At 30.5% G+C, this 23,600-nt stretch carries 17 protein-coding genes and 1 tRNA gene; 12 read left to right on the forward strand and 6 right to left on the reverse strand.

The features are described from left to right. Positions 1–29: 29 nt before the first annotated feature. From nuoG to nuoN, 8 genes are all read left to right on the forward strand, one after another. Positions 30–2,792, forward strand: a complete 2,763-nt coding sequence (gene nuoG, locus M9409_RS00280; RefSeq protein WP_250227219.1) for an NADH-quinone oxidoreductase subunit NuoG — start codon at positions 30–32, stop codon at positions 2,790–2,792. Continuing rightward, on the forward strand, positions 2,792–3,763 hold the full coding sequence (gene nuoH, locus M9409_RS00285; RefSeq protein WP_250226971.1) for an NADH-quinone oxidoreductase subunit NuoH: 972 nt from the start codon (positions 2,792–2,794) through the stop codon (positions 3,761–3,763). The genes nuoG and nuoH overlap by 1 nt, the downstream gene beginning before the upstream one ends. A gap of 31 nt (positions 3,764–3,794) precedes the next feature. After that, positions 3,795–4,337, forward strand: a complete 543-nt coding sequence (nuoI, locus tag M9409_RS00290) for an NADH-quinone oxidoreductase subunit NuoI (protein WP_250227220.1) — start codon at positions 3,795–3,797, stop codon at positions 4,335–4,337. Positions 4,338–4,367: 30 nt separating this feature from the next. Beyond that, entirely contained in the window at positions 4,368–4,898 is a 531-nt protein-coding gene (gene nuoJ / locus M9409_RS00295) for an NADH-quinone oxidoreductase subunit J (RefSeq protein ID WP_250226972.1), read from the forward strand. A 17-nt stretch (positions 4,899–4,915) separates the two neighbouring features. Then, a complete protein-coding gene (gene nuoK / locus M9409_RS00300) occupies positions 4,916–5,218 on the forward strand; it encodes an NADH-quinone oxidoreductase subunit NuoK (protein WP_250226973.1) in 303 nt (100 codons plus the stop codon). Beyond that, positions 5,215–7,107, forward strand: coding sequence for an NADH-quinone oxidoreductase subunit L (gene nuoL / locus M9409_RS00305; RefSeq protein WP_250226974.1), 1,893 nt, complete (start codon positions 5,215–5,217; stop codon positions 7,105–7,107). Before nuoK ends, nuoL begins: the two co-directional genes overlap by 4 nt. 84 nt (positions 7,108–7,191) lie before the next feature. Continuing rightward, positions 7,192–8,739: an NADH-quinone oxidoreductase subunit M gene (gene nuoM / locus M9409_RS00310; RefSeq protein WP_250226975.1), complete on the forward strand. Its 1,548-nt coding sequence runs from the start codon at positions 7,192–7,194 to the stop codon at positions 8,737–8,739. Between the two features lie 36 nt (positions 8,740–8,775). Continuing rightward, positions 8,776–10,281 (forward strand): NADH-quinone oxidoreductase subunit NuoN, encoded by a 1,506-nt coding sequence (nuoN, locus tag M9409_RS00315; protein ID WP_250226976.1) that lies wholly within the window; start codon positions 8,776–8,778, stop codon positions 10,279–10,281. Between the two features lie 105 nt (positions 10,282–10,386). Here the strand turns inward: nuoN and yfaE are convergent, their stop codons facing one another. From yfaE to ubiG, 4 genes are all read right to left on the reverse strand, one after another. Next, positions 10,387–10,677, reverse strand: coding sequence for a class I ribonucleotide reductase maintenance protein YfaE (yfaE, locus tag M9409_RS00320; RefSeq protein WP_250226977.1), 291 nt, complete (start codon positions 10,675–10,677; stop codon positions 10,387–10,389). After that, a complete protein-coding gene (gene nrdB, locus M9409_RS00325; protein ID WP_250226978.1) occupies positions 10,652–11,782 on the reverse strand; it encodes a class Ia ribonucleoside-diphosphate reductase subunit beta in 1,131 nt (376 codons plus the stop codon). Before nrdB ends, yfaE begins: the two co-directional genes overlap by 26 nt. A gap of 75 nt (positions 11,783–11,857) precedes the next feature. Further along, positions 11,858–14,140 (reverse strand): class 1a ribonucleoside-diphosphate reductase subunit alpha, encoded by a 2,283-nt coding sequence (nrdA, locus tag M9409_RS00330; RefSeq protein WP_250226979.1) that lies wholly within the window; start codon positions 14,138–14,140, stop codon positions 11,858–11,860. A 410-nt stretch (positions 14,141–14,550) separates the two neighbouring features. Further along, the gene (gene ubiG / locus M9409_RS00335) at positions 14,551–15,300 is read right to left on the reverse strand and encodes a bifunctional 2-polyprenyl-6-hydroxyphenol methylase/3-demethylubiquinol 3-O-methyltransferase UbiG (RefSeq protein WP_250226980.1); all 750 of its coding nucleotides are present in this window, start codon (positions 15,298–15,300) and stop codon (positions 14,551–14,553) included. 256 nt (positions 15,301–15,556) lie between these two features. On the opposite strand from ubiG, the gene gyrA reads away from it, so the two are divergent. The 3 genes from gyrA (at position 15,557) to M9409_RS00350 (ending at position 21,046) form a co-directional block, all read left to right on the forward strand. After that, the gene (gyrA, locus tag M9409_RS00340) at positions 15,557–18,094 is read left to right on the forward strand and encodes a DNA gyrase subunit A (RefSeq protein WP_250226981.1); all 2,538 of its coding nucleotides are present in this window, start codon (positions 15,557–15,559) and stop codon (positions 18,092–18,094) included. 634 nt (positions 18,095–18,728) lie between these two features. Then, positions 18,729–19,850, forward strand: coding sequence for a porin (locus tag M9409_RS00345; RefSeq protein ID WP_250226982.1), 1,122 nt, complete (start codon positions 18,729–18,731; stop codon positions 19,848–19,850). 110 nt (positions 19,851–19,960) lie between these two features. Beyond that, positions 19,961–21,046, forward strand: a complete 1,086-nt coding sequence (locus M9409_RS00350; RefSeq protein ID WP_250226983.1) for a D-alanine--D-alanine ligase family protein — start codon at positions 19,961–19,963, stop codon at positions 21,044–21,046. On the opposite strand, the gene M9409_RS00355 is transcribed toward M9409_RS00350, so the two are convergent. Continuing rightward, positions 21,038–21,111 (reverse strand) — tRNA-Pro (locus M9409_RS00355). The two genes, M9409_RS00350 and M9409_RS00355, sit on opposite strands and share 9 nt — an antisense overlap. Before the next feature lie 408 nt (positions 21,112–21,519). Beyond that, a complete protein-coding gene (gene rplY, locus M9409_RS00360; RefSeq protein ID WP_250226984.1) occupies positions 21,520–21,813 on the reverse strand; it encodes a 50S ribosomal protein L25 in 294 nt (97 codons plus the stop codon). Between the two features lie 761 nt (positions 21,814–22,574). Between rplY and folE the strand changes: the two genes are divergently transcribed. Further along, positions 22,575–23,240, forward strand: coding sequence for a GTP cyclohydrolase I FolE (folE, locus tag M9409_RS00365; RefSeq protein WP_250226985.1), 666 nt, complete (start codon positions 22,575–22,577; stop codon positions 23,238–23,240). The last annotated feature ends 360 nt before the right edge of the window (positions 23,241–23,600 follow it).

Raw genomic sequence — 23,600 nt, forward strand, 5'->3', positions numbered from 1 at the left:
GCATATAATAAAATTGGTATATAAAAATGATGATTTCTATTTATATAGAAGGAAAACAGTATACAGTGGAAGACTCAAAAAATATACTAGAAACGTGTCTGTCTCTTGGGTTCGACATTCCTTATTTTTGTTGGCATCCTGCTTTAGGTAGTGTCGGAGCTTGTAGGCAATGTGCAGTGAAACAACATTTTGAAGGACAAATAAAAGATACGAAAGGTCATTTAGTGATGTCTTGCATGACACCGGTATCAGATGGTAGTTTTATTACTATTTTTGATCATGAGGTAGAAGAATTTAGAAAAGATATATTAGAATTGTTAATGATAAATCATCCTCATGATTGTCCGATATGTGAAGAAGGAGGTAGTTGTCATCTTCAAGATATGACAGCAATGGTTGGACACAATTATCGTCGTTATAGGTTCAATAAGCGTACACATTATAATCAATATTTAGGTCCGTTTATTGGACATGAAATGAATAGATGTATTACTTGTTATCGTTGCGTGCGATATTATAATGATTATGCTGGTGGCGATGATTTAGGGGTATTCGGAGTACATGATAACATTTATTTTGGACGAGTGCAAGATGGTATGTTACAAAGTGAGTTTTCTGGAAATTTAATAGAGATATGTCCTACTGGAGTGTTTACTGATAAGACACAATCAAAGAATTATACCCGTAAATGGGATATGATTTTTGCGCCGAGTATTTGTCAACAATGTAGTATTGGATGTAATATTATTGTAGGTGAGCGTTACGGGAAGTTGTGTCGCGTTGAAAATCGTTATAATGGTAATATTAATAGTTATTTTTTGTGTGATCGTGGTCGATTTGGATGTGATTATGTCAATATTAATGGTAGACCTAAAATCCCCTCGAATAAGCAAGGAGATGGAGATGGTTGGGTGATGTTGAATGAAAGACAAGCGATACAAGAGGCTGCTGATAGATTAAGATATAATTGTAATCGGATAATTGGAATTGGATCTTCTCGCGCCAGTATGGAAAGTAATTTTGCTTTACTAAAATTAGTAGGGCCAGATAATTTTTATAATGGGATAAATAATTTTGAACAAGAGCGATTGTTATTAATAATTGAAATACTATGTAATAGTGGCATTTATGTTCCGTCATTACGTGAAGTAGAAAGTTATGATACAATATTGATATTAGGAGAGGATCTAACGCAAACTGGAGCACGAGTGGCGTTGTCGATACGGCAGGCTGCTAAAGGGAAATTCCGTGAAAATGCAGAAGCTCAAGGAATTTTTGATTGGCAATCTGCGGCTGTTATAAATAGTTCTCAAGGTATTACAAATAATATATTAATAACTGGGATCGATAAAACTAAATTAGACGATGTTGCTACATTAACATATTATGATTCAGTACAAAATCAAGCACGTTTTGGTTTTGCTATTGCGCATGCATTGGATCATACAGCTCCTGAGGTGAAAGATTTTGATTCTAAACTAAATGATAAATTAGATATAGTTGTAAAAAAATTAATGGAAGCGCATAAGCCGCTAATTATTTCAGGCAGTAATGCAGGTAGTAAGGAATTGATTGCTTCAGCAGCAAATATTGCTCGTGCTTTAAAAAATCGTGGGAGTGAAGTTGGAATTACTTTTATTGTAGGTGAAGTAAATAGTATAGGTTTAGTAATGTTAGGAAAAAAAAGTTTAGAGGCTGCTATTGCGGATATTTGTAATACTCCTAAGACTTCATCCGTTGGTTTGATCGTATTAGAAAGCGATTTGTATCGTCATGCACAGGCAAATCAAGTTGATGTTGCTTTAAATAAGGTTAATTATTTAATTGTGTTAGATCATCAATATAATTTGGTTCAAGAGAAAGCAAATTTAGTTTTACCCGCTGCTAATTTTGTTGAAAGCGATGGTACTGTGATTAATTATGAAGGGCGCGCACAGAGATTTTTTCGTTTATATAAGCCGCAAAATTATGAAAAAAATACAGTTATTTTAGAAAGTTGGAGATGGTTATATTTAATACATGATTATTATATAAATTATTTTAGAAAAAACACTTTGAACATTGATCATGTTATAGATGCTATTATTTATTATTTTCCAAAGTTAGTTAGAATTAAACAGGCATCTCCGGATGCATCATTTCGTATATATGGTCAAAAATTAGCTCGTGCACCGCATCGTTATAGTGGACGTACAGCGATATATGCGAACGTTGACGTACATGAACCTTATATATCGCAAGATGCTGATACGATGTTTTCTTTTTCTATGGAAGGTAATCATAACGTTCAATCTTCTCATAAACAAGTAGCGTTTGCATGGGCTCCGGGATGGAATTCTCCGCAAGCATGGAATAAATTTCAAGATAAAGTAGGGGGGCATTTACATTCTGGTAATCCTGGGACACGTGTATTGAGCACTGAACAGGATGCTACATGGAATTGGTTTGATATGATTCCTCAGTATTTTAAAATTATGAAAAATGTTGATCGGTGGTTGATAGCGCCTTATTGGCATCTGTTGGGTAGCGAAGAAACTTCTCAGCGATCTAAGCATATTCAAGCTTGCATGCCACATCCTTATGTAATGCTCAATCAATCAGATGCGTTAGAATTAAAAATAAAGAAGAATATGTTGCTTAAATTTACCTGTGCTGATCGAATTTTATGTTTACCGATTAAATTTAGTATTCATTTACCTATAGGCCATATTGGATTACCTTTGGGTTTTCCAAATATTCCTTTATTTTTATCTGGTATGTATGCGCAAGATGTTCAAGGAGTATTATTGTGATGTTTAGTTCGTCAGAAGTTGTTATAAAACATTGTTTTTCTTCTATTTTTCATGCGGTAATTATTTTGTTAATCGTAGTTGCTTGTGGTGCATACATGAGCTTTTTAGAACGTAGATTATTAGCGTTATTTCAAAGTCGTTATGGTCCTAATAGAGTAGGTTGGAATGGTTTATTACAATTATGGGCTGATTTAATTAAAGTCATGTTTAAAGAGGACTGGATCCCTCCATTTTCTGATCGTATCGTATTTGTTTTAGCTCCAGTGATAGCTTTTGTTTCATCATTAATGAGTGTATTGATTATTCCTTTTACTCCCACATGGGTAATATGGGATTGTAATATTGGTGTATTATTTTTTCTTATGATAGCAGGGTTAATGGTTTATTCGGTGTTGCTTGCAGGGTGGGCAAGCAACAACAAATATGCTTTGATTGGAGCTGTTCGTGCTGCAGCTCAAACTCTTAGTTATGAAGTGTTTTTGGGATTATCTACAATGGGTGTCGTTGCTAAATCTGGATCGTTTAATCTAAAAAATATAGTAGAAGATCAACTATATTTATGGAATGTAATTCCTCAATTTGTGGGATTTATTACCTTTTTTTTAGCGGGAATGGCTTTGTGTCATAGACATCCATTTGATCAACCAGAATCAGAACAAGAATTGGCAGATGGTTATCATATTGAATATTCTGGTATTAAATTTAGTTTATTTTTTATTTCTGAATATATTAGCATGATCGTCGTTTCTTCGTTTATCGTAACATTGTTTTTTGGTGGATGGCAAGGGCCTTGGTTGCCTCCTATTATTTGGTTTATTACTAAAACTTTTTTATTGTTGATTTTATTTATATTGATACGAGCAGCGTTACCTCGTCCACGTTACGATCAAGTTATGTTGATAGGTTGGAAGATTTTTTTACCGTTGACGTTGTTTAATTTATTAAGTACTGCTGTTGTTATTTTATTATAATTTTTAAGATAGGTTAATTAAATATATTATGATGAATTTAAAAAAGATTTTTATAGACATTGGTTCGATATTACGCAGTATTTGGATGATAGGAATACGAGCATTTAGTAAACGAGAAACTCAAATGTATCCTGATGTTCCGTATATCCCTTCACCTAGGTATCGTGGCCGAATTGTATTAACTCGGGATTCTTCAGGTCAAGAACGTTGTGTAGCTTGTAATTTATGTGCTGTAGCTTGTCCAGTAGGGTGTATTTCTTTAAAAAAAAGTGAATCTGAAAGTGGTCGGTGGTATCCAGAATTTTTTAGAATAAATTTTTCAAGATGTATTTTTTGTGGTATGTGTGAAGAGGCATGTCCCACAGCAGCCATTCAATTGACGCCAGATTTTGAAATGAGTGATTTTAAAAGACATGATTTGGTGTATGAAAAGTCTGATTTGTTAATATCGGGTCCTGGTAAATATTTAGAGTATGATTTTTATCAATTTTCTGGTAAAGAAATATTAGATAAAAAAAAGGGGGATGCCGTAAAAGAATCAAAGCCCATAAATGTTAAAAACATATTACCTTGATTTTAAAGTGACAGTCGATGGAGGTGTGGTATGACGACTTTATTTTATATGTCCGGAATTACGGCGATATTATCTACGGTATGTGTAATATTACATTACCATCCAATGCATGCTTTATTATATTTAATAGTTTCGTTTTTATCTATATCGTGCAATTTTTTTTCTTTAGGAGCATCGTTTGCTGCTTTCGTGGAAGTTATTGTTTATGCCGGAGCTATTATGATTTTATTCGTATTTGCGATAATGATGTTAAATATGAAAACTACTATATTTGGTATGCAGAAAAAAAGTAGATTTTTCAACCCCATATTATGTTGTGGTTCTGTTTTGTTGATAGGTATTTTGTTTTTAATTTTATTGTATATATCCTTTGGTCTACAAGATGATTTGATAAATATAAACAAATCAGTAGTAGACTCAAAACAGGTCGGTGTCGCATTATTTGGTCCATATATATTAATGGTGGAATTAGCATCATTTTTATTATTAAGTTCGTTGATTTCTGTGTTTCATTTATCTCAAAAACATCAATTATCTGATGATTGCATTGATTCTATTTAATCACAAGAATATACAATATGATTCCTTTATCGAATGCTTTTGGTTTATCTGTAATTTTATTTATATTAGGCTTAATAGGTATAATAATAAGACGTGATTTATTGTTTATATTATTAGGGCTAGAAATTATGATTAATGCTGCTGCTTCGGCGTTTGTAATGGTAGGATCTTGTTTGGGGCAATCAGATGGTCAAGTTATGTATATTTTAGTCATTACTTTATCTGCTTCTGAATCTGCAGTTTCTTTAGCATTATTACTTCAGTTATATCGTCGTTATCATACATTGCATATTGATAATATTAGTGAGATGCGTGGATGAATTTGCTTTTTTTAACTATACTCTTTCCATTATTAGGATTTATTACTTTAGCTATTTCTCAAGGAAAATGGTCAGAACATACTTCTTCTTTAATAGGAGTAGGCACGGTAGGTATATCAGTGCTTGTTGCTATATGTATCATATTTGATTTTTATTGTAATTTTGATCATGATGTCACTTTCGTTTTTGTGCAGGAACTTTGGAATTGGTTTACTATTAATGCTTTATCTATTACTGTAGCACTGAGATTGGATGGGTTGTCTCTGATTATGTTATCAGTAGTTATTGGAGTTGGATTTATCATCCATTTATATGCCGCTTGGTATATGAGTGGATGTGAAGGATATTCTCGTTTTTTTGCTTATACTAATTTATTTATGGCAAATATGGTGTTGTTGGTCCTTTCAGATAATTTATTATTGATGTATGTTGGATGGGAAGGCGTAGGTTTGTGTAGTTATTTATTAATTGGATTTTATTATTCTGATGCTAGAAATGGAATAGCAGCATTAAAATCATTGATTATGACTCGTTTTGGAGACATATGTTTAATATGTGCATTATTCATGATTTATGATCAATATCATACTTTGAGTTTTAATAAATTACTAACATTAGAACTAAAATATTCATCGTCTTATTTTTTTAATAATAATAATGTTACATTGATATCTTTTATGTTACTTATTGGAGCAATAGGTAAATCAGCTCAGTTACCTTTACAAAATTGGTTAATTAGCGCTATGGTTGGTCCATCTCCAGTTTCAGCTCTGATTCATGCGGCTACCATGGTTACTTCTGGTGTGTATTTAATAATTCGTATGAATAAATTTTTTTTGATGACTCCAAATATTTTGTACTTGACTGGTGTTATCGGTTCATTAACTGTAGTTTTATTTAGTTGTTCAGCATTATTTCAAAGTAATATTAAAAAAATTTTAGCGTATTCTACTATAAGCCAAATAGGATATATGTTTTTAGCGCTTGGAGGGCGACATTGGGATGCAGCTATATTTCATTTAGTAACACATTCTTTTTTTAAAGCATTATTGTTTTTATCTGCGGGATCATTAACTTATGCTTGCAGAAATGAACAAAATATTTTTAAAATGGGAGGATTATATAAATTTGTACCTTTGATTTACGTTTGTTTTTTAATAGGCGGGGCATCCTTATCTGGAGTACCTATAGTTACTGCTGGAGTCTATTCAAAAGAAATGATTATGTTAAAAACATTGGCTAATCATGATTATTTTTTTCTATTCTCTGGACTAATAGGAGTGTTTTTAACGCCTATTTATACGTTCAGAATGATTTTTATTGTGTTTCATGGTGAAAAAAAAATAGATCCGAGTGTATGTAATAATATCATTCAAAATTTATCCTTAATTTTATTATTATTGTTATCAACGTTTATTGGTGGGTGGATAAAATTACCGTTGTTAACAAATACTATAGTTGTTAACGTTGGCGAGGTGTGCAATCATAGTAAAATATACTTTGAAATAATATTAGGATTTTTGGTGATTTTTGGTATTTGGATGGCATTATTTTTTTGGATGGATTCTGTGTGTAGGGCCACAAAACAGATTATTAAACCTCGTTTAACAGAAGTAATAGAACGATATATAGTATTACTATGTTACTATGGTTGGGGATTTGACTGGTTTTATAAATTGATATTTGTAAAACCATATTTATTTATAACAAAAAAATTATCTCATTCTGATCCAGTTGATGTAATCGTGAATGTTATCGTATCATTATTCTGTTGGCTTAGGAATGGTTTGATATGTAGTGAAAATGGTAAACTTAATTGGTACATAGTATCGATCAATATAGGGGCAGCTATAATATTAATTATGATACTAACTAATGATCGTATATAAATCAATGTGACATTATTGATTTATAACATGAGAAAATATAAATATTTAATGTATATATGTTAAGTGGGAAAAATAAAAAGTAGTATGTTATTAGTTATTTTAATACTTATTCCTCTTATTTTTGGGTTGTTATGTTGGCAGTCAGAGCGTATTGGAGATTGGGTGCCGCGTTGGGTTGCTTTATCTGGAATGAGCATAACACTTATTACTATTGTTTTTTTGTGGAAGTATAAGTGCCATGATTTATTAAATGTGTATCCACCAACAGAACATATGCTTGCTCGATGGCAATTAGAATATATATATCCTTGGGTTCCAAGATTTGGAATTAGCGTCCACTTAGCATTGGATGGATTTTCTTTGTTAATGGTGACATTAACTGGATTGTTAGGGTGTATGGCGGTGTTATGTTCTTGGTGTGAGATTCAGCGTTATCAAGGTCTTTTTTATCTTAATTTATTGTGGATTTTAGGTGGGGTTATTGGTGTTTTTTTGTCGATTGATATGTTTTTATTCTTTTTTTTCTGGGAAATAATGCTGATTCCAATGTATTTTTTGATATCTTTATGGGGGCATCAAGAGGTTAACAAAAGTGATCGTATTAATACTGCTATTAAATTTGTTGTTTATACTCAATTTAGCGGATTATTTATGTTACTTTCTATTATTACTCTTGTTTCCATAAACCATGATATACATGGCGTGTGGTCATTTAATTATCAAGATCTATTGAATATATTGATTCCAGTACATATGGAATATTTGATTATGTTAGGGTTTTTTTTTGCTTTTGCAGTAAAAATGCCAATTGTTCCGTTTCATGTTTGGTTGCCTGATGTTCATGGTCAAGCTCCTACTGCTGGTTCAGTCGATTTAGCAGGAATTTTAATAAAAACAGCAGCTTATGGATTTTTCCGATTTGTTTTACCGTTATTTCCTTGTGCTTCAAAATCTTTTGCTCCAATTGCTATGTGTTTGGGGTTACTGAATATTTTTTATGGAGCTTTTATGGCGTTTGCACAAACTGACTGTAAACGTTTAATTGCATATACCAGTATATCTCATATGGGATTTGTATTGATTGCAATTTATAGTGGTGCTCAATTATCATATCAGGGCGCTGTTATACAAATGATTTCTCATAGTCTATCTGTTTCTGGAATGTTTATACTTTGTGGTCAATTATATGAACGAACACATACCCGAGATATGCGTTTGATGGGAGGGTTATGGAGTCGCATGCATTTAATGCCTGCTTTTTCTTTATGTTTAGCAGCAGCAACACTTGGTTTACCTGGTACTGGAAATTTTATAGGAGAAATTACCATTTTGTTTGGTAATTTTAGAGCAGCACCTATAACTACAATAATAGCTTCTTTTGGAATAATATTGTCGTCAATTTATTCTCTTATTTTAATGCAGCGTATATATTATGGTCCAATATCGATTAGTAGTGTTGTCAATAAGGGGGGATTGTTACAAAATATGACACTACGGGAAAAGAACATTATTATAATAATATTATTATGTATATTTTTAATTGGTTTTTTCCCGCAATATATTTTGAATACTTCATATATGACAATGCATAATCTTTATGTTTGGTTACAAGAACACAATTGTTCAATGTGATTACACACTATAACAATAATAGGGACTTAATTTATTATGTTAATAAATTGGACACAAATAATTTTATTGCTACCTGTTTTGATTATTGGAACGACAACAGTTATTATTATGCTTTCTATTGCATATCGTCGCAATTTATTTTTACATACTGTGTTGACAATTTTAGGATTTAGTATATCGATGATATCGATTGGATTAGTATGGGATCAAAGAGTGCGAAATGTTTTACAATTGATATGTGTTGATAATTATTCTATACTATATACAATATTGGTATTAGTTTCTAGTTTGTCCAGTGCCGTATTGGCGTATAAATGGTTATTAAATTATCCAAGTAATCATCGTGATGAGTTTTATTTATTATTACTTATTTCTAGTATTGGCGGTATTCTACTCACAATTACGAATCATTTGATAATATTATTTTTAGGAATAGAACTGATCTCATTGCCGTTATTTGGTTTAATAGGTTATTCTTTTTTTAAAAAATTTTCTTTAGAAGCAAGTATTAAATATATTATATTATCTGGGGTATCTTCATCATTTATATTATTTGGTATAGCATTGATATATGCTGCAACTGGTTTTTTATCTTTTACTAGTATTAGTCAATTGTTGCGTTTGCATATTATTACATCGAATCAACCTGTACTTATATCAAGTATAGGATTAGGTATGATGATGGTTGGATTTGGGTTTAAATTATCATTAGTGCCTTTTCATTTGTGGACTCCTGATGTATATCAAGGAGCGCCGTCTTCAATATCATTGTATCTAACTACTAGCAGTAAAATAGCTATGATAGCTGTATTGACACGATTGATTATGGTATTTCCTGATCAATATAATCAGATATTTTGTATATTTTTATCAAGTATTGCATGTTGCTCAACATTGTTTGGTAATTTAATGGCTATTAAACAAGATAATATTAAGCGGGTTTTAGCCTATTCTTCAATTGCGCATACAGGTTATATTTTCATTGGTGTAATTGCAGTATCACAGGCGAATCCCATTGCTTTAGAAATGATCGGTATTTATCTCATCAGTTATGTATTGACTAGTATTGGTGCATTTGGTGTTATCAGTATAATGTCGTTTTTTTATTCTAAAGAGAACGCAAATATAGATTCTTTATTTGTATATCGTGGTCTTTTTTGGAAAAATCCAGTGTTATCGGTATTATTTACGATTATTATATTATCTTTAGCGGGTATACCTATGACATTAGGTTTCATTGGGAAATTTTATTTGTTTGTTTTAGGAATAAATAGTAAATTATGGTGGTTTACTATTTGTATAGCAATGAGTAATGTTATTAGTATATTTTATTATTTAAGAATTATAATAAATTTATATCGTAATCCTATAAATCGTTTGAATATTAACTCTTGTTCTTTATTTAGTTGGAGTGTTACTCCTGATGGGATAATAGTGATTATAGTATCTTTTTTTATATTATTTTTAGGATTATATCCAAATCCTGTGATTTATTTGATGGATTTCATGCGCCTAAACGGCAATATTCTTGAATTATATTGATAATGAAAATGCGTAGTAACTAGAAAGATTTTATGTTGTACAGTATCTAATAACAAATCCAGTTTGTGTGTTCATTAATTTGAATGTTTTATAATTTTCAGTGTGTTACAGTAATTTTAATATAATATGTTCTGTAGGTACACAGCAGCAAATTAGAATTTCATCGGGACGAATATAACCTAAAGGTTCTGTATGATATTGTACTTTTCCTTTTATTAATAAGGCACGGCAGCTGCCACAGTAACCTGATCGACATTGGTAATTTAGTGATGGTATATGATGTATTTCCAATGCTTCTAATAAAGAACGATATACTTTGCTGTTATGAGAAAATTGTACATTAAAATGTTCTTTTTGAAAAAGAAATATTTTACAATTGAAAGTCATTAAATTCATTTTCGTCAATATTTGGATCTATTTGACCTACCAAATAAGAACTAGATTCTACTTCTTGTGGTGCCACTTGGACATTATCTGATGATAACCAAGAATTGATCCAAGGTATCACGTTAGATCTAGAGTTGAAGGGTGTTCCTAACCCGATTGCTTGCATACGTATGTTGGTAATATATTCAATGTATTGGCAAAGTATATCTTTGTTTAAACCTATCATAGAACCATCTTTAAATAAATAGTTAGCCCAATTTTTTTCTTGTTCTGCCGCCATTAAAAACAATGCATAACTTTCTTTTTGGCATGCTGTACTGATATCAGCCATTTCTGGATCATCTGATCCCGAGCGCATCAAGTTAAGCATATGTTGAGTAGCGTTTAAGTGTAAAGCTTCGTCACGTGCTATAAGTCGGATAATTTTTGCATTACCTTCCATTATTTTTCGTTCAGCAAATGCAAAAGAACAGGCAAAGCTTACATAGAAACGAATAGCTTCTAGTACGTTAACACTAATTAAACATAAATATAATTTCTTTTTCAGTTCATGTAAGTTTACTGTGACAGTGTTATTATTGATTTTATGAATACCGGGGCCTAAGATATGATAATAACTAGTTAATTCAATCAAATTATCATAGTACATTGAAATATCTTTAGCACGTTTTACAATTTCTTTGTTGCTAATAATATCATCAAATATTACAGATGGATGACTGACAATATTACGAATAATATGGGTATAGGAACGGGAATGGATGGTTTCAAAAAATGACCAAGTCTCTACCCAAGTTTCCAGTTCTGGTATAGAAATTAATGGTAGTAATGCTATATTGGGACTGCGTCCCTGAATAGAATCTAACAAGGTTTGGTATTTTAAATTGCTAATAAAAATGTGTTTTTCATGGTCTGGTAATGATTGAAAATCTATACGGTCTTTAGAAATATCTATTTCTTCTGGGCGCCAAAAAAATGAAAGTTGTTTTTCAATTAATTTTTCAAAAATGGAATGTTTTTGCTGATCAAATCGAGCGATATTTACTGGTTGTCCTAAAAACATTGGTTCAAGCAGTTGATTGTTTTTGTTTTGAGAAAAGGTTGTGTAAATCATTTTTATCCCTTTATTAAAAGTAAACATGAATATATGGATGTTGTGTTATAAATGTAATAGTAGTTAGTTATATTGTTAAATCGTACAAGCATCACTTGTACAGATGTTTGATTGATTATTTGGTAGTATTTTTTGTACATCTTGAGCTCCATCACGGGTATTATGATAGTATAACGTTTTAATACCAAGTCTATAAGCATACAATAAATCTGAAAGTAGCTGTTTCATAGGTACTTTGCATTCTGGAAATCGGGAGGGATCATAATTAGTGTTAGTTGAAATGGATTGATCAACGAATTTTTGCATAATTCCTACTAATTGAAGATATCCTCGATTATCTGGTATTTTCCATAATAACTCATAAGAAGATTTTAGTTTAATAAGTTCAGGTACTACTTGACGCAAAATTCCGTCTTTTGAAGCTTTGATGCTAATATAACCTCTGGGAGGTTCTATGCCATTAGTGGCATTAGAAATTTGTGATGAAGTTTCTGATGGCATTAATGCGGATAATGTAGAATTTCGTAATCCATATTTTTTAATATTAGAGCGTAAATCTTCCCAGTTATAATGTAATGGTTCATTAATAAGTGAATTAAGATTTGTTTTATACGTATCAATAGGTAAGATGCCTTTTGAATATGAAGTATCAGTGAACCATTCGCAAGATCCTTTTTCTTTAGCTAAATTGTTAGAAGCTCTTAATAAATAATATTGAATAGCTTCGAAAGTACGATGTGTTAATTTATTAGCACTACCATCTGAATAGCGGACTCCATTTTTAGCAAGATAATAGGCATAATTAATGACTCCAATTCCTAAAGAACGTCTTTTTACAGCACTGCGTTGTGCAGCAGGAATGGGATAATGTTGATAGTCTAATAGAGCGTCAAGAGCACGTACTATTAAATTAGAAAGTTCAGATAAGTCGTCAAGATTTTCAATATTACCAAGATTGAAAGCAGATAGTGTACATAAAGCAATTTCACCGTTATGGTCATTAATATTATTTAAAGGTTTTGTTGGTAACGTTATCTCCAAGCATAAATTGGATTGACGAACTGGAGCAACAATACTATCAAAAGCACTATGAGTATTACAGTGATCGGTATGTTGAATATAGATTCTTCCAGTAGAAGCTCGTTCTTGCATCATTAAAGAAAATAAATCTATTGCTTTAACTTTTCGATGTCTAATATTCTGCATATTTTCATATGCGTAATATAACTGTTCGAATTTATTTTGATTATCAAAAAAAGATTCATACAACCCTGGAACATCAGATGGGCTAAATAATGTAATACATTTTCCTTCAATAAGACGTTGATACATTAGTTTATTGATTTGTACACCATAGTCTAAATGACGTATTCGGTTGGAATCTATGCCGCGATTATTTTTTAAAACAAGTAAGTTTTCTATTTCTAAATGCCAAATAGGATAAAATAATGTAGCAGCTCCTCCACGCACACCGCCCTGAGAGCATGATTTGACTGCTGTTTGGAAATGTTTATAAAATGGGATACACCCGGTGTGGAATGCTTCTCCGTTACGTATTGGACTGCCTAATGCTCTAATGCGTCCACCGTTAATACCTATTCCAGCACGTTGTGCAACATATTTGACAATAGCACTAGATGTTGCATTGATAGAATCAAGACTATCATCACATTCTATTAACACACAGGAACTAAATTGACGTGTTGGTGTACGAACTCCAGACATAATAGGTGTCGCTAAGGAAATTTTAAAAGTCGATATTGCATTGTAAAATTGTTGAATGTAATGCATTCGAGTTTTTTTTGGATATTTAGAAAATAAACAGGCTGCAGTTAATATATATAAAAACTGAGCGCTTTCATAAATTTCTCCGGTTATTCTGTTTTGTACTAAGTATTTACCTTCTAATTGTTTTACAGCAGCATACGAAAAATTCATATCTCTCCAATGATCAATAAATGTATCCATTTGGTTAAACTCTGCCTCATTGTAATCATCTAGCAAATGTTGATCGTATTTACCAATTTTTATTAATCGTAACACATGATTATATAGTTTTGGCGGTTCAAATTGACCGTAAGCTTTTTTACGCAAATGAAATACTGCTAAACGTGCCGCTAAATATTGATAGTCTGGTTCTTCTTCAGAGATCAAGTCTGCTGCTGATTTTATGATTGTCTCTTGAATGTCAGAAGTTTTTATGCCGTTATAAAATTGTATGTGAGAACGTAATTCTACTTGTGAAACAGAGACGTGCCTTAAGCCTGTGGCGGCCCAATTAATAACTCGGTGAATTTTTTCAAGATTAATAGGTTCGTGATGACCGTTTCGTTTAGTAACTAGTAGAGTTTGGTTCATATAAGTGTATACCTGTTATGAAATACTAATAATATTAGGCCACAGCAATTCATTGTGAACAAATTATGGCTTAGATTTGTGATAAATAGATGAATTAATAAATGACGTCATAATTTTCATGTTTTAAAAATAATAATTAATTAAATAGTAGTATAGGTGGAGAATATTCCATTGCTCCTATTTAGTATAAATATTTTGAAGATTAATTATAACTGATTGTGTTTAGAAATACATATGATCATGTTGTACTGATTATTTTTATTTTAATTACGTAAAATAATGATATGTATTATTACTGTAATATAATTGAACAATTTGATTATTTTTTAGTATTATATTGATCACATTAAAAATTATCCTACAACAGTACAATATTTATTGTTTATTAATTTTTAAAAATCGCTTTTCCATTATATAGAGCGATTACTTTTTAGTTTAGCATGTAAGATATAGTTTGTATTAACGTTGCGTATTAATGCGCACTTATTCGTGAAGGGATTATAGCATAATCCAGTGATGTTTTGTTCTTCTAAAATGGTAGAGTCAATCCATTCTAGTAGTTCAGATGGGGTAATAAATTTATTAAAATTATGCGTACCTTTTGGAATAATGCGAAAAATATATTCGCCTCCTATTACAACGAACAGCCATGATTTAAATGTGCGATTTAATGTGGAAAAAAATACTGATCCATTTATCTTAATCATAGTAGAGCAAGCATGAACGATTGATGAAGGACACGGTACATGTTCTAAAACTTCCATACAGGTTACTATATCGTAATGATTAGCATGGTTTACAGCGTGGTTTTCTATTGTTTCGTGTATGTAATGAATATTTAAACCTTGATGTAAGGCATGTGATTTTGCAATTTCTAAAACAGAAGCATTGATATCTAATCCAACGACTTCTGCGCCTGATTGAGCCATACTTTCTGACAAAATACCTCCACCGCATCCAACATCTAATATTTTTTTACCGAATAATCCATTACTTTGATCGATAATATAATTAAAACGTGTTAAATTAATATGATGCAACGGTTTAAATGAATTAAAAGGGCCCCACCATTGCGATCTAGATGTTTTAAATTTATCCATTTCTTTTTTATTCATGTTCTTTTCATTATCTGTAAGTTCATCAAGAATTATGTCTTTCATATGTTAAGATCTCTTTAAAATAAGGGAATGAGAGTGTTATTAATTTGAATATTAGTATATAAAGTTATTTATAACTATTAATTTATTAGAATATGGTTATAAACATGATTTATCTATAGTATGATAGATTTATGTGTCTATCTTTATAGAATCATTTAAATACCACTAAAACAGTTTATATTACAGTTTCATAAATTATTTAAATAATTGTTAATATACATACGCATTAAAAAAAATAAATAGAGGACATAAGTGCATGAATGATTTTGCTAAAGAAATCACACAAATTAACATAGAAGAAGAATTAACGCATTCTTATTTAGATTATGCTATGTCAGTAATTGTTGGGCGTGCATTGCCAGATGTTCGAGATGGATTAAAACCTGTGCATCGTCGTATATTATTTGCCATGCAAGTGCTTGGTAATTGTTGGAACAGAAGTTATAAAAAATCAGCTAGGGTAGTAGGTGACGTCATTGGAAAATATCATCCTCATGGGGATACTGCAGTATATGAAACTATAGTGCGAATGGCACAACCTTTTTTAATGCGCTATGCTTTAGTAGATGGACAAGGTAATTTTGGTTCAGTCGATGGTGATTCAGCGGCGGCTATGCGTTATACTGAGGTACGTATGTCTAAAATAGCAAATGAATTATTGTTAGATTTAGATAAGGAAACTGTTGATTATGAACTTAATTATGATGGCACTGAAAATATTCCAGGAATATTGCCTGCTAGAATTCCAAATCTTTTGGTTAATGGTTCTTCTGGTATTGCCGTAGGAATGGCTACTAATATTCCTCCACATAATCTTTCTGAAGTAATTAATGGATGTTTGGCGTTTATAGATAATGAGGATATTACTATTGCAGGATTAATGAAATATATTCCGGGTCCAGATTTTCCTACTGCTGCCATCATTAATGATAGCAGTGGTCTACAAGAAGCATATAGTACCGGCCGAGGTAAAATTTATATTCGTGCTCGTGCGGAAATTGAAACTGATATTAAAAGTGGCCGTGAATCTATCGTAATATATGAAATTCCTTATCAAGTTAATAAGGCTCGACTGTTAGAAAAGATCACGGAATTAGTCAAGTTAAAACGCATCGAAGGAATATATAATCTGCGTGATGAATCCGATAAAGATGGTATGCGAATAGTTATTGAAATTAAGCGTGATGCTATTAGCGAAATAATTTTAAATAATTTATATTCTTTAACTTCATTGCAAACTTCATTCGGTATTAATATGGTAGCTTTGCATCAAGGGCAGCCTAAAATTATGTCGTTAAAAGACATTTTATCTGCTTTTGTGTCTCATCGTCGCGCAATAGTTGTACGTCGTGTTAATTTTGAATTAAAGAAAGCTCGGGGTCGTATTCATATTTTGGAGGGGTTAGCAATTGCATTGTTTAATATTGATGCAATTATTGAACTTATTCGTCACTCTAATAGTTCCGTAGAAGCTAGTTCTTGTTTAACATCTTCCTCATGGAAGATAGGAAATATGATTGACATGACACGAACAGATTCTGTTAACTTGATACAATCTGAAGGGTCGAAAGTAAAGAATGTTATTCACGATAACCAATATTATCTTACCAAGAATCAAGTTCAAGCTATTTTAGACTTAAAATTACATAAACTTACTACTTTAGAGCATGAAAAATTATTAAAAGAATATAGCAGTTTGTTAGAAAAAATAGAAAATTTAATCTCTGTTTTGAAAGATCCTAAATGCTTGATGCAGGTAATCCGTCAAGAATTATTGGAGATACAAAAGGAGTATAATGATCCTCGTCGTACTGAAATTAGTAATAATGTTGAAAATATTAATGTAGAAAATTTAATTAATCAAAAAGATGTAGTAGTAACTTTATCATATCAAGGTTATGTTAAATATCAACCATTAACAGATTATGAAGCTCAAAAACGGGGAGGAAAAGGAAAGTTAGCAACGCGAATTAAGGAAGAAGATTTTATTACACGATTGTTGATTGCTAATACTCACGATACGGTGTTGTTGTTTTCTAATTATGGGCGTATATATTGGATGAAAGTCTATCGATTACCTGAAGCTAGTCGTGGATCACGAGGTAAACCAATTATTAATCTATTGCCATTGGATGTGAATGAACGAATTACTGCTATTTTGCCAATTCAAAATTATACAACGGGACATCAAGTATTTATGGCGACTAGTAGTGGAGTTGTAAAAAAAACACCACTTGTTGAATTTAGTCGCCCCCGTAATGTTGGTATTATTGCATTGAATCTTAATGATGGGGATGAGTTGATTGGAGCTGATATAACTGATGGTAGCAATGAGGTAATGTTGTTTACTGCTTATGGAAAAGTTGTACGATTTAAAGAAACACAGGTGCGAAGTGTAGGTCGCTCGGCGATTGGAGTAAAAGGTATTCATTTATTACAAGGTGATCGTGTAGTATCTTTAATTATACCAAAAGATAAGAGTTCTATTCTTACTGTTACTCGCAATGGTTTTGGAAAACGTACTAATCAATCAGAATATCCAATTAAATCTCGTGCGACTCAGGGTGTGATTTCTATTAAGGTTACCGAACGAAACGGCAATGTCGTTGGGGCCGTTCAAGTAAATCAATCTGATCAAATAGTAATGATTACTGACTTAGGTCGATTAGTTCGAACTCGTGTTTCTGAAGTTAATATTATTAGGCGTAATACTCAAGGAGTTATGTTAATTCGTACCGCATGTGATGAATATGTAGTTGGGTTGCAGTGTGTTGTGGAATCAGTAGAGAATTAAAATTGTTTTATTTAATTTAGTATTGAAGAGAATTTTGTGTTATTAAAAATTGGTGTTGATAATTAAAATATTATTAAAGATATGATGTTTTAAGTTCGTTAAATTAATATTGCATTATGTGTTATTTAGTTGTGTATTTTTTTATATTTATTATGTTAGTATATATGGTGTATAGTAATTATTTCTAATATAATGGTGAAAATGATTATTATGATTTATGCAATAGTTAATTGAGGAATCAATGATTTCGGTAAAAACAATCTGACAAATATGCGTTATATTATAACGTTAGCATTTTGTTATTCATGTTGAATATTATGATCGTAAGTAATATGATATTTGTTTATAGAAATTGTTGGGTAAATTTTGATTATATCAAATAAGAGGTTGTTATTAATTAAGTAGTAAATAGTTATAGATAGAGAGAAAAAATGGAGCTTTTTTATTTTGTGTGTAGAATATGCTCTTTGTGTATCACTCTTGATATGAGTTAAATAATTAGAGAATTTTGTTTTATGTAACATGTTGATAATAGTTGATATAATATTGCGAAGTAGGTGATGTATATCATTTAATATTAGGTTTTATGAGTTGGTTAATAGTGTTTTTACTTACTATATGGTGAGGTACTGATATGAAATTACGGTGTTTTACTAGCCTGGTTGCGACTATGGTTATGGCGAGCACTGCCGGGGCTTCTGAAATTTACAATAAAGACGGAAATATATTAAGTATGTTTGGTAGCCTTGTTGGGGGGCATTATTTCTCAAGAGATAATACTAAAAATGGAGATAATTCGTTTGTAAGATATGGTTTTTCTGGTACAACCTATATTAATGACCAAATTATTGGTTTTGGTATGTGGGAACATGAAATTTCTTTAAAGAATGTTGAAGGAATCAGAGTAAATAATAATGATAAGGTGTTGCTTGGCTACGCAGGAATAAAATTTGGAGATTTTGGAAGTATCGATTATGGAAGAAATTATGGAATATTATATGATGTGGGAGCTTGGACAGATGTAATACCAGGATTTGGAGGAGATATATCGCTTGTAGATAATTTTTTATCTAGTCGTAGTTCAAACGTGCTCACATATCGTAATAAAAATCTTTTTGGTTTTGTGAATGGATTGGATTTTGCTGTACAATATCAAGGAAAAAACGATGCGAATAAAGCGACAGGTCGTACTTTTCAAACAGCTAATGGAGAAGGATACGGAGTATCTGCGTCTTATTCCTTGGATAATGGATTTTCTGCGTCTGTGGCTTATGCCAATAACAAACGTATCGCTGAACAAACTGGTTTAGATACTAATCTTTGTTGTAATGACAATGTCGAAGCATATTCCTTGGGAATAAAATATGATGGGAAAGGTATATATGTAGCAGCTACTTATGGGGAGACTTATAATATGACTCCATTTGGTAGTTTTTGTGATAATGTTAATTCAAATTATATTTATGGATTTGCTAATAAAGCCAAGAATGTTGAATTAGTAGCCCAATATCAATTTGATTTTGGATTACGTCCTTCTATATCTTATTTGCATTCAAAAGCTAGTGATGTGGAAAATGATGGTTATAGCAATTTCTTAAAAAAATGCGTCACGGTTGGAACAAGTTATGTTTTTAATAAAAATATTTGTACTACTATGGATTATAGAATCAATTTGTTAAATAAGGATGGGTTTTCCAGTGCATCTCAGATTTGTACCGATAATATCATTGCATTGGGCGTAGCTTATGCATTTTAAAAACAGGTCAGTATAAATAAGAAGTTAGTATTTAATACCAAAAAAGGCGAATTAAAATAATTTTAATTCGCCTTTTTTGGTATTAAATACATCACATAAAAGGATGTAATATGTCTAAATTATGTATTGGTATTATTTGTGGAGGCTGTTCTTTAGAACACGATATTTCATTGAAATCAGCTATGTGTATTGCTCAATTTATTGACAAATTTCGTTTTGAAGTGATGATTTTATGGATAGATAAAAAAGGATATTGGCATTTAAAAGACGTTAATTTTAATAATTTGTCATATCATAAAAATGATAGAATTTCTATTCTATTACAAAACTGCCCTCATCAATTTGAATTGCGTACTAAAAATATAAATTTTTTATTGAAATTTGATGTTATTTTTCCTGTGATTCATGGATCACTAGGAGAAGATGGTGCTTTGCAAGGTTTATTATGTATGATGAACTTGCCATTTGTTGGGTCTAACGTTTTGAGTTCATCTATAGGGATGGATAAAGAGGTATCTAAATGTTTATTGCGTGATGCGGGTTTATCCGTAGTACCATTTAAAACTGTTTTGGATCAGGATCAGCATAATATAGATTTTGATGATTTAGTCTCTATCTTTGGTTTACCTTTGTTTGTGAAACCATCAAATCAAGGATCATCGATAGGAGTATCAAAAGTTACTCAACGCAAAGATTTTAATTTAGCCCTAATGAAGGCTTTTTCTTTTAGTTCTAAAATATTAATAGAACCAGCTATTATTGGGAGAGAATTGGAGTGTGCGGTATTGGGTAATGAGAATCCAGAAATTAGTGTATGTGGTGAAGTTATATTGTCAGGTGATGATTTTTATACTTATGATAATAAATATATGAAACATACAGTACAAACCATGATACCTGCTTTAATTAAGGATACCATAAGTGATGACATTCGTCATGTTGCTTTACGTGCATTTCAAGTATTAAATTGCTCCGGAATGGCGCGGGTGGATGTTTTTTTAAATTTGAATAACAAAGTTTTTATCAATGAAGTTAATACATTACCTGGATTTACTTGCGATAGTATGTATCCTAAATTGTGGGAAGCAAGTGGATTAAATTTTCAAGCGTTAATTACGAAATTGTTAGAATTAGCATTAGATCTACATGATAAGAATCATTATTCTTATCATGTAGATGATGGTACTTCGGCATGAGAGGATTTGAACCTCTGACCCCCGACACCCCATGACGGTGCGCTACCAAGCTACGCTACATGCCGTTTTTGATTTATGATGCAAAAGTTAGTTATTATAGTAGAAGAAATATTAATTTTTATAAATATAAAACTTTAGAAGCATGCCATGAATGTGCAAATATGATTGTTATTTTTTGTTTACAATCCTACAAATTTTATATATGTATATATTTACATATATAAAATTACATGTGTTAGTATTTTATTGATTTTTACAATTAGTATATATTACTACTAATTGAAAAGTCATTTAGTTATTAACTTCAGTTTTATTGAAGACTCAATGTATATATGCTTATATATAACATGTTTCATATAAACTGCATGTCTTTCTCATGACATAGAGAAAGATAGATTGTGATTATACGTTAAAAGATTAAAATTTATCTTTATAATCAAAATTCAGTGTGATCTATAAAATAAATTATCTCATTAAACATAAGTAAAATCAATATGTATTAACTTAGGCTTGAAAGGATGATATTGTAGTTCTTGTATTTTAACTGCAATAGGTTGTTGATCGTCAATAAGTAATAGAATAACATTATTTTTGTGTAATTGTGTTGCAGCTGTAGGATGTAACATATCCTTTTGATCCAATGTAATGGATACACTTGGTATATTATTCTTATTATAGATAATAGCTGGGCATTTGTTTTGTTTACGTAGTCGTCTTGTTGCGCTTTTTTTGTGATAAATACGTACACTAGCTTTGATTGTTAACATTATTATTACACCTAATTAAATATTTGTATTGATAATAAAATTTATAATTATTTATAGATTGCAAGGGTCATTTCTATTACCACATGATACAAGATAAATAATTGTTTATATAGTTAAATGTTTATATTGATATTGAATGAATATTATTTGGTATTTATTGTTGCAATAAAATTTTCGAGTGGACTATTTCAACAAGTTAATCTGTGCAATAATATAAGTAATTTAAAATTTAATATCCGTATCTTATTAGGTTTATTTACTGTGTATCGGTCTGTCATATTTTATTTTATTTTAAGTATATTGATATGCGAAAATCATAAAAATTTTTTTATGGTTTTTGATCCCTATACTCGTGATAGATATGATTCAATATGTTATTTCTCAAAATGTTTATGATTTTTAAATGAAACATAGAAGCAGTATACAAAATATGTTTAAATAAAAAATAATAAGTATAGTTTTATTTTTCATATTTTAATATGTTGTTTTGTATATTATTGAATAAATTATTGTATTTGTGTAATACAATACATAAAGTATTGGTGAATATTCAAGTGTTTTATTAAAAATGATTGTATAAGTATACGCTTATAGTAATGTAAGAATTAATATACTTGGTTGTAGATGTATGATAATAAAATACATATCTTTAATATTAATCAATGTCTACTTGATTTAGTTAAATTATTTAAAAGTTTATACCTAATTAGAATATGTAACATAAAAAGGTTGGTGTGAATGTATTTTTTAGAGAAAGTTATATGTCTATGTTATCACAAGAAGCTCTATTAGTACGTGACGCTTTATCAGTTCGAGGATTAGAAAATCCATTAATTGAATTGAATATTAATCATCAAATACGTAAACGTCGCATTGAAAATCATATGAGAGCTGTTGTGCATCTTCTTAATCTTGATTTAGAACACGATAGTTTGTCAAATACTCCTAAACGTATAGCTAAGATGTATATAGAAGAAATTTTCTCTGGGTTAGATTATTCAAATTTTCCTAAAATTGCAATTATTCCGAATACAATGCAAATAAATGAAATGATTACAGTACGAGGCATTAATATTACTAGTACTTGTGAACATCATTTTATTGTTTTTAATGGTACAGTGACTATTTCTTATATTCCAGAAAATAATATGATTGGTTTATCCAAAATAAACAGAATAGTTCAATTTTTCTCTAAAAGACCGCAGTTACAGGAACGATTGACAAAACAAATTTTTTTAGCATTACAAACGTTACTTAATACAAATAATGTGGCAATATTTATTGATGCAGTACATTATTGTGTAAAAGCTAGGGGTATTAATGATGTTAGCAGTACTACAACTACCACTGTGCTTGGGGGTGTATTTGAATCTGATACAAATATTAGAAAAGAATTTCTGCACGCAATTATGTATTGTAAGCGTTGATTTGATATGTTTTATTTAAAAATTAATTAGGTTATTATTGTATTTTATAAATATGCATGCTAAGGAAATAGCATGTCGATCGTGATATGTATTTAAATATTTAATAACCAAATGGATAATTGTCGTAATATTATTGGATATATTTCGGTATAAGATATGCATGATGATGTGAATAAATATCAGAGTATTTTTAAAATTTATCTTTTATTAATAATAAAATCTGTAACTGTATATTAAAATATAAATATAATTAGAAAATTAATTTTTATATCTGTTTATTGAGTAATAAATCTATGAATTTATTTTTTTATGGATTAAATGTGTTAAAAGAGATCATTAAAATATGAAATTTTTCAGTGT

It is taken from the genome of Blochmannia endosymbiont of Camponotus sp. C-046 (assembly GCF_023585865.1).
GTDB lineage: Bacteria > Pseudomonadota > Gammaproteobacteria > Enterobacterales > Enterobacteriaceae > Blochmanniella.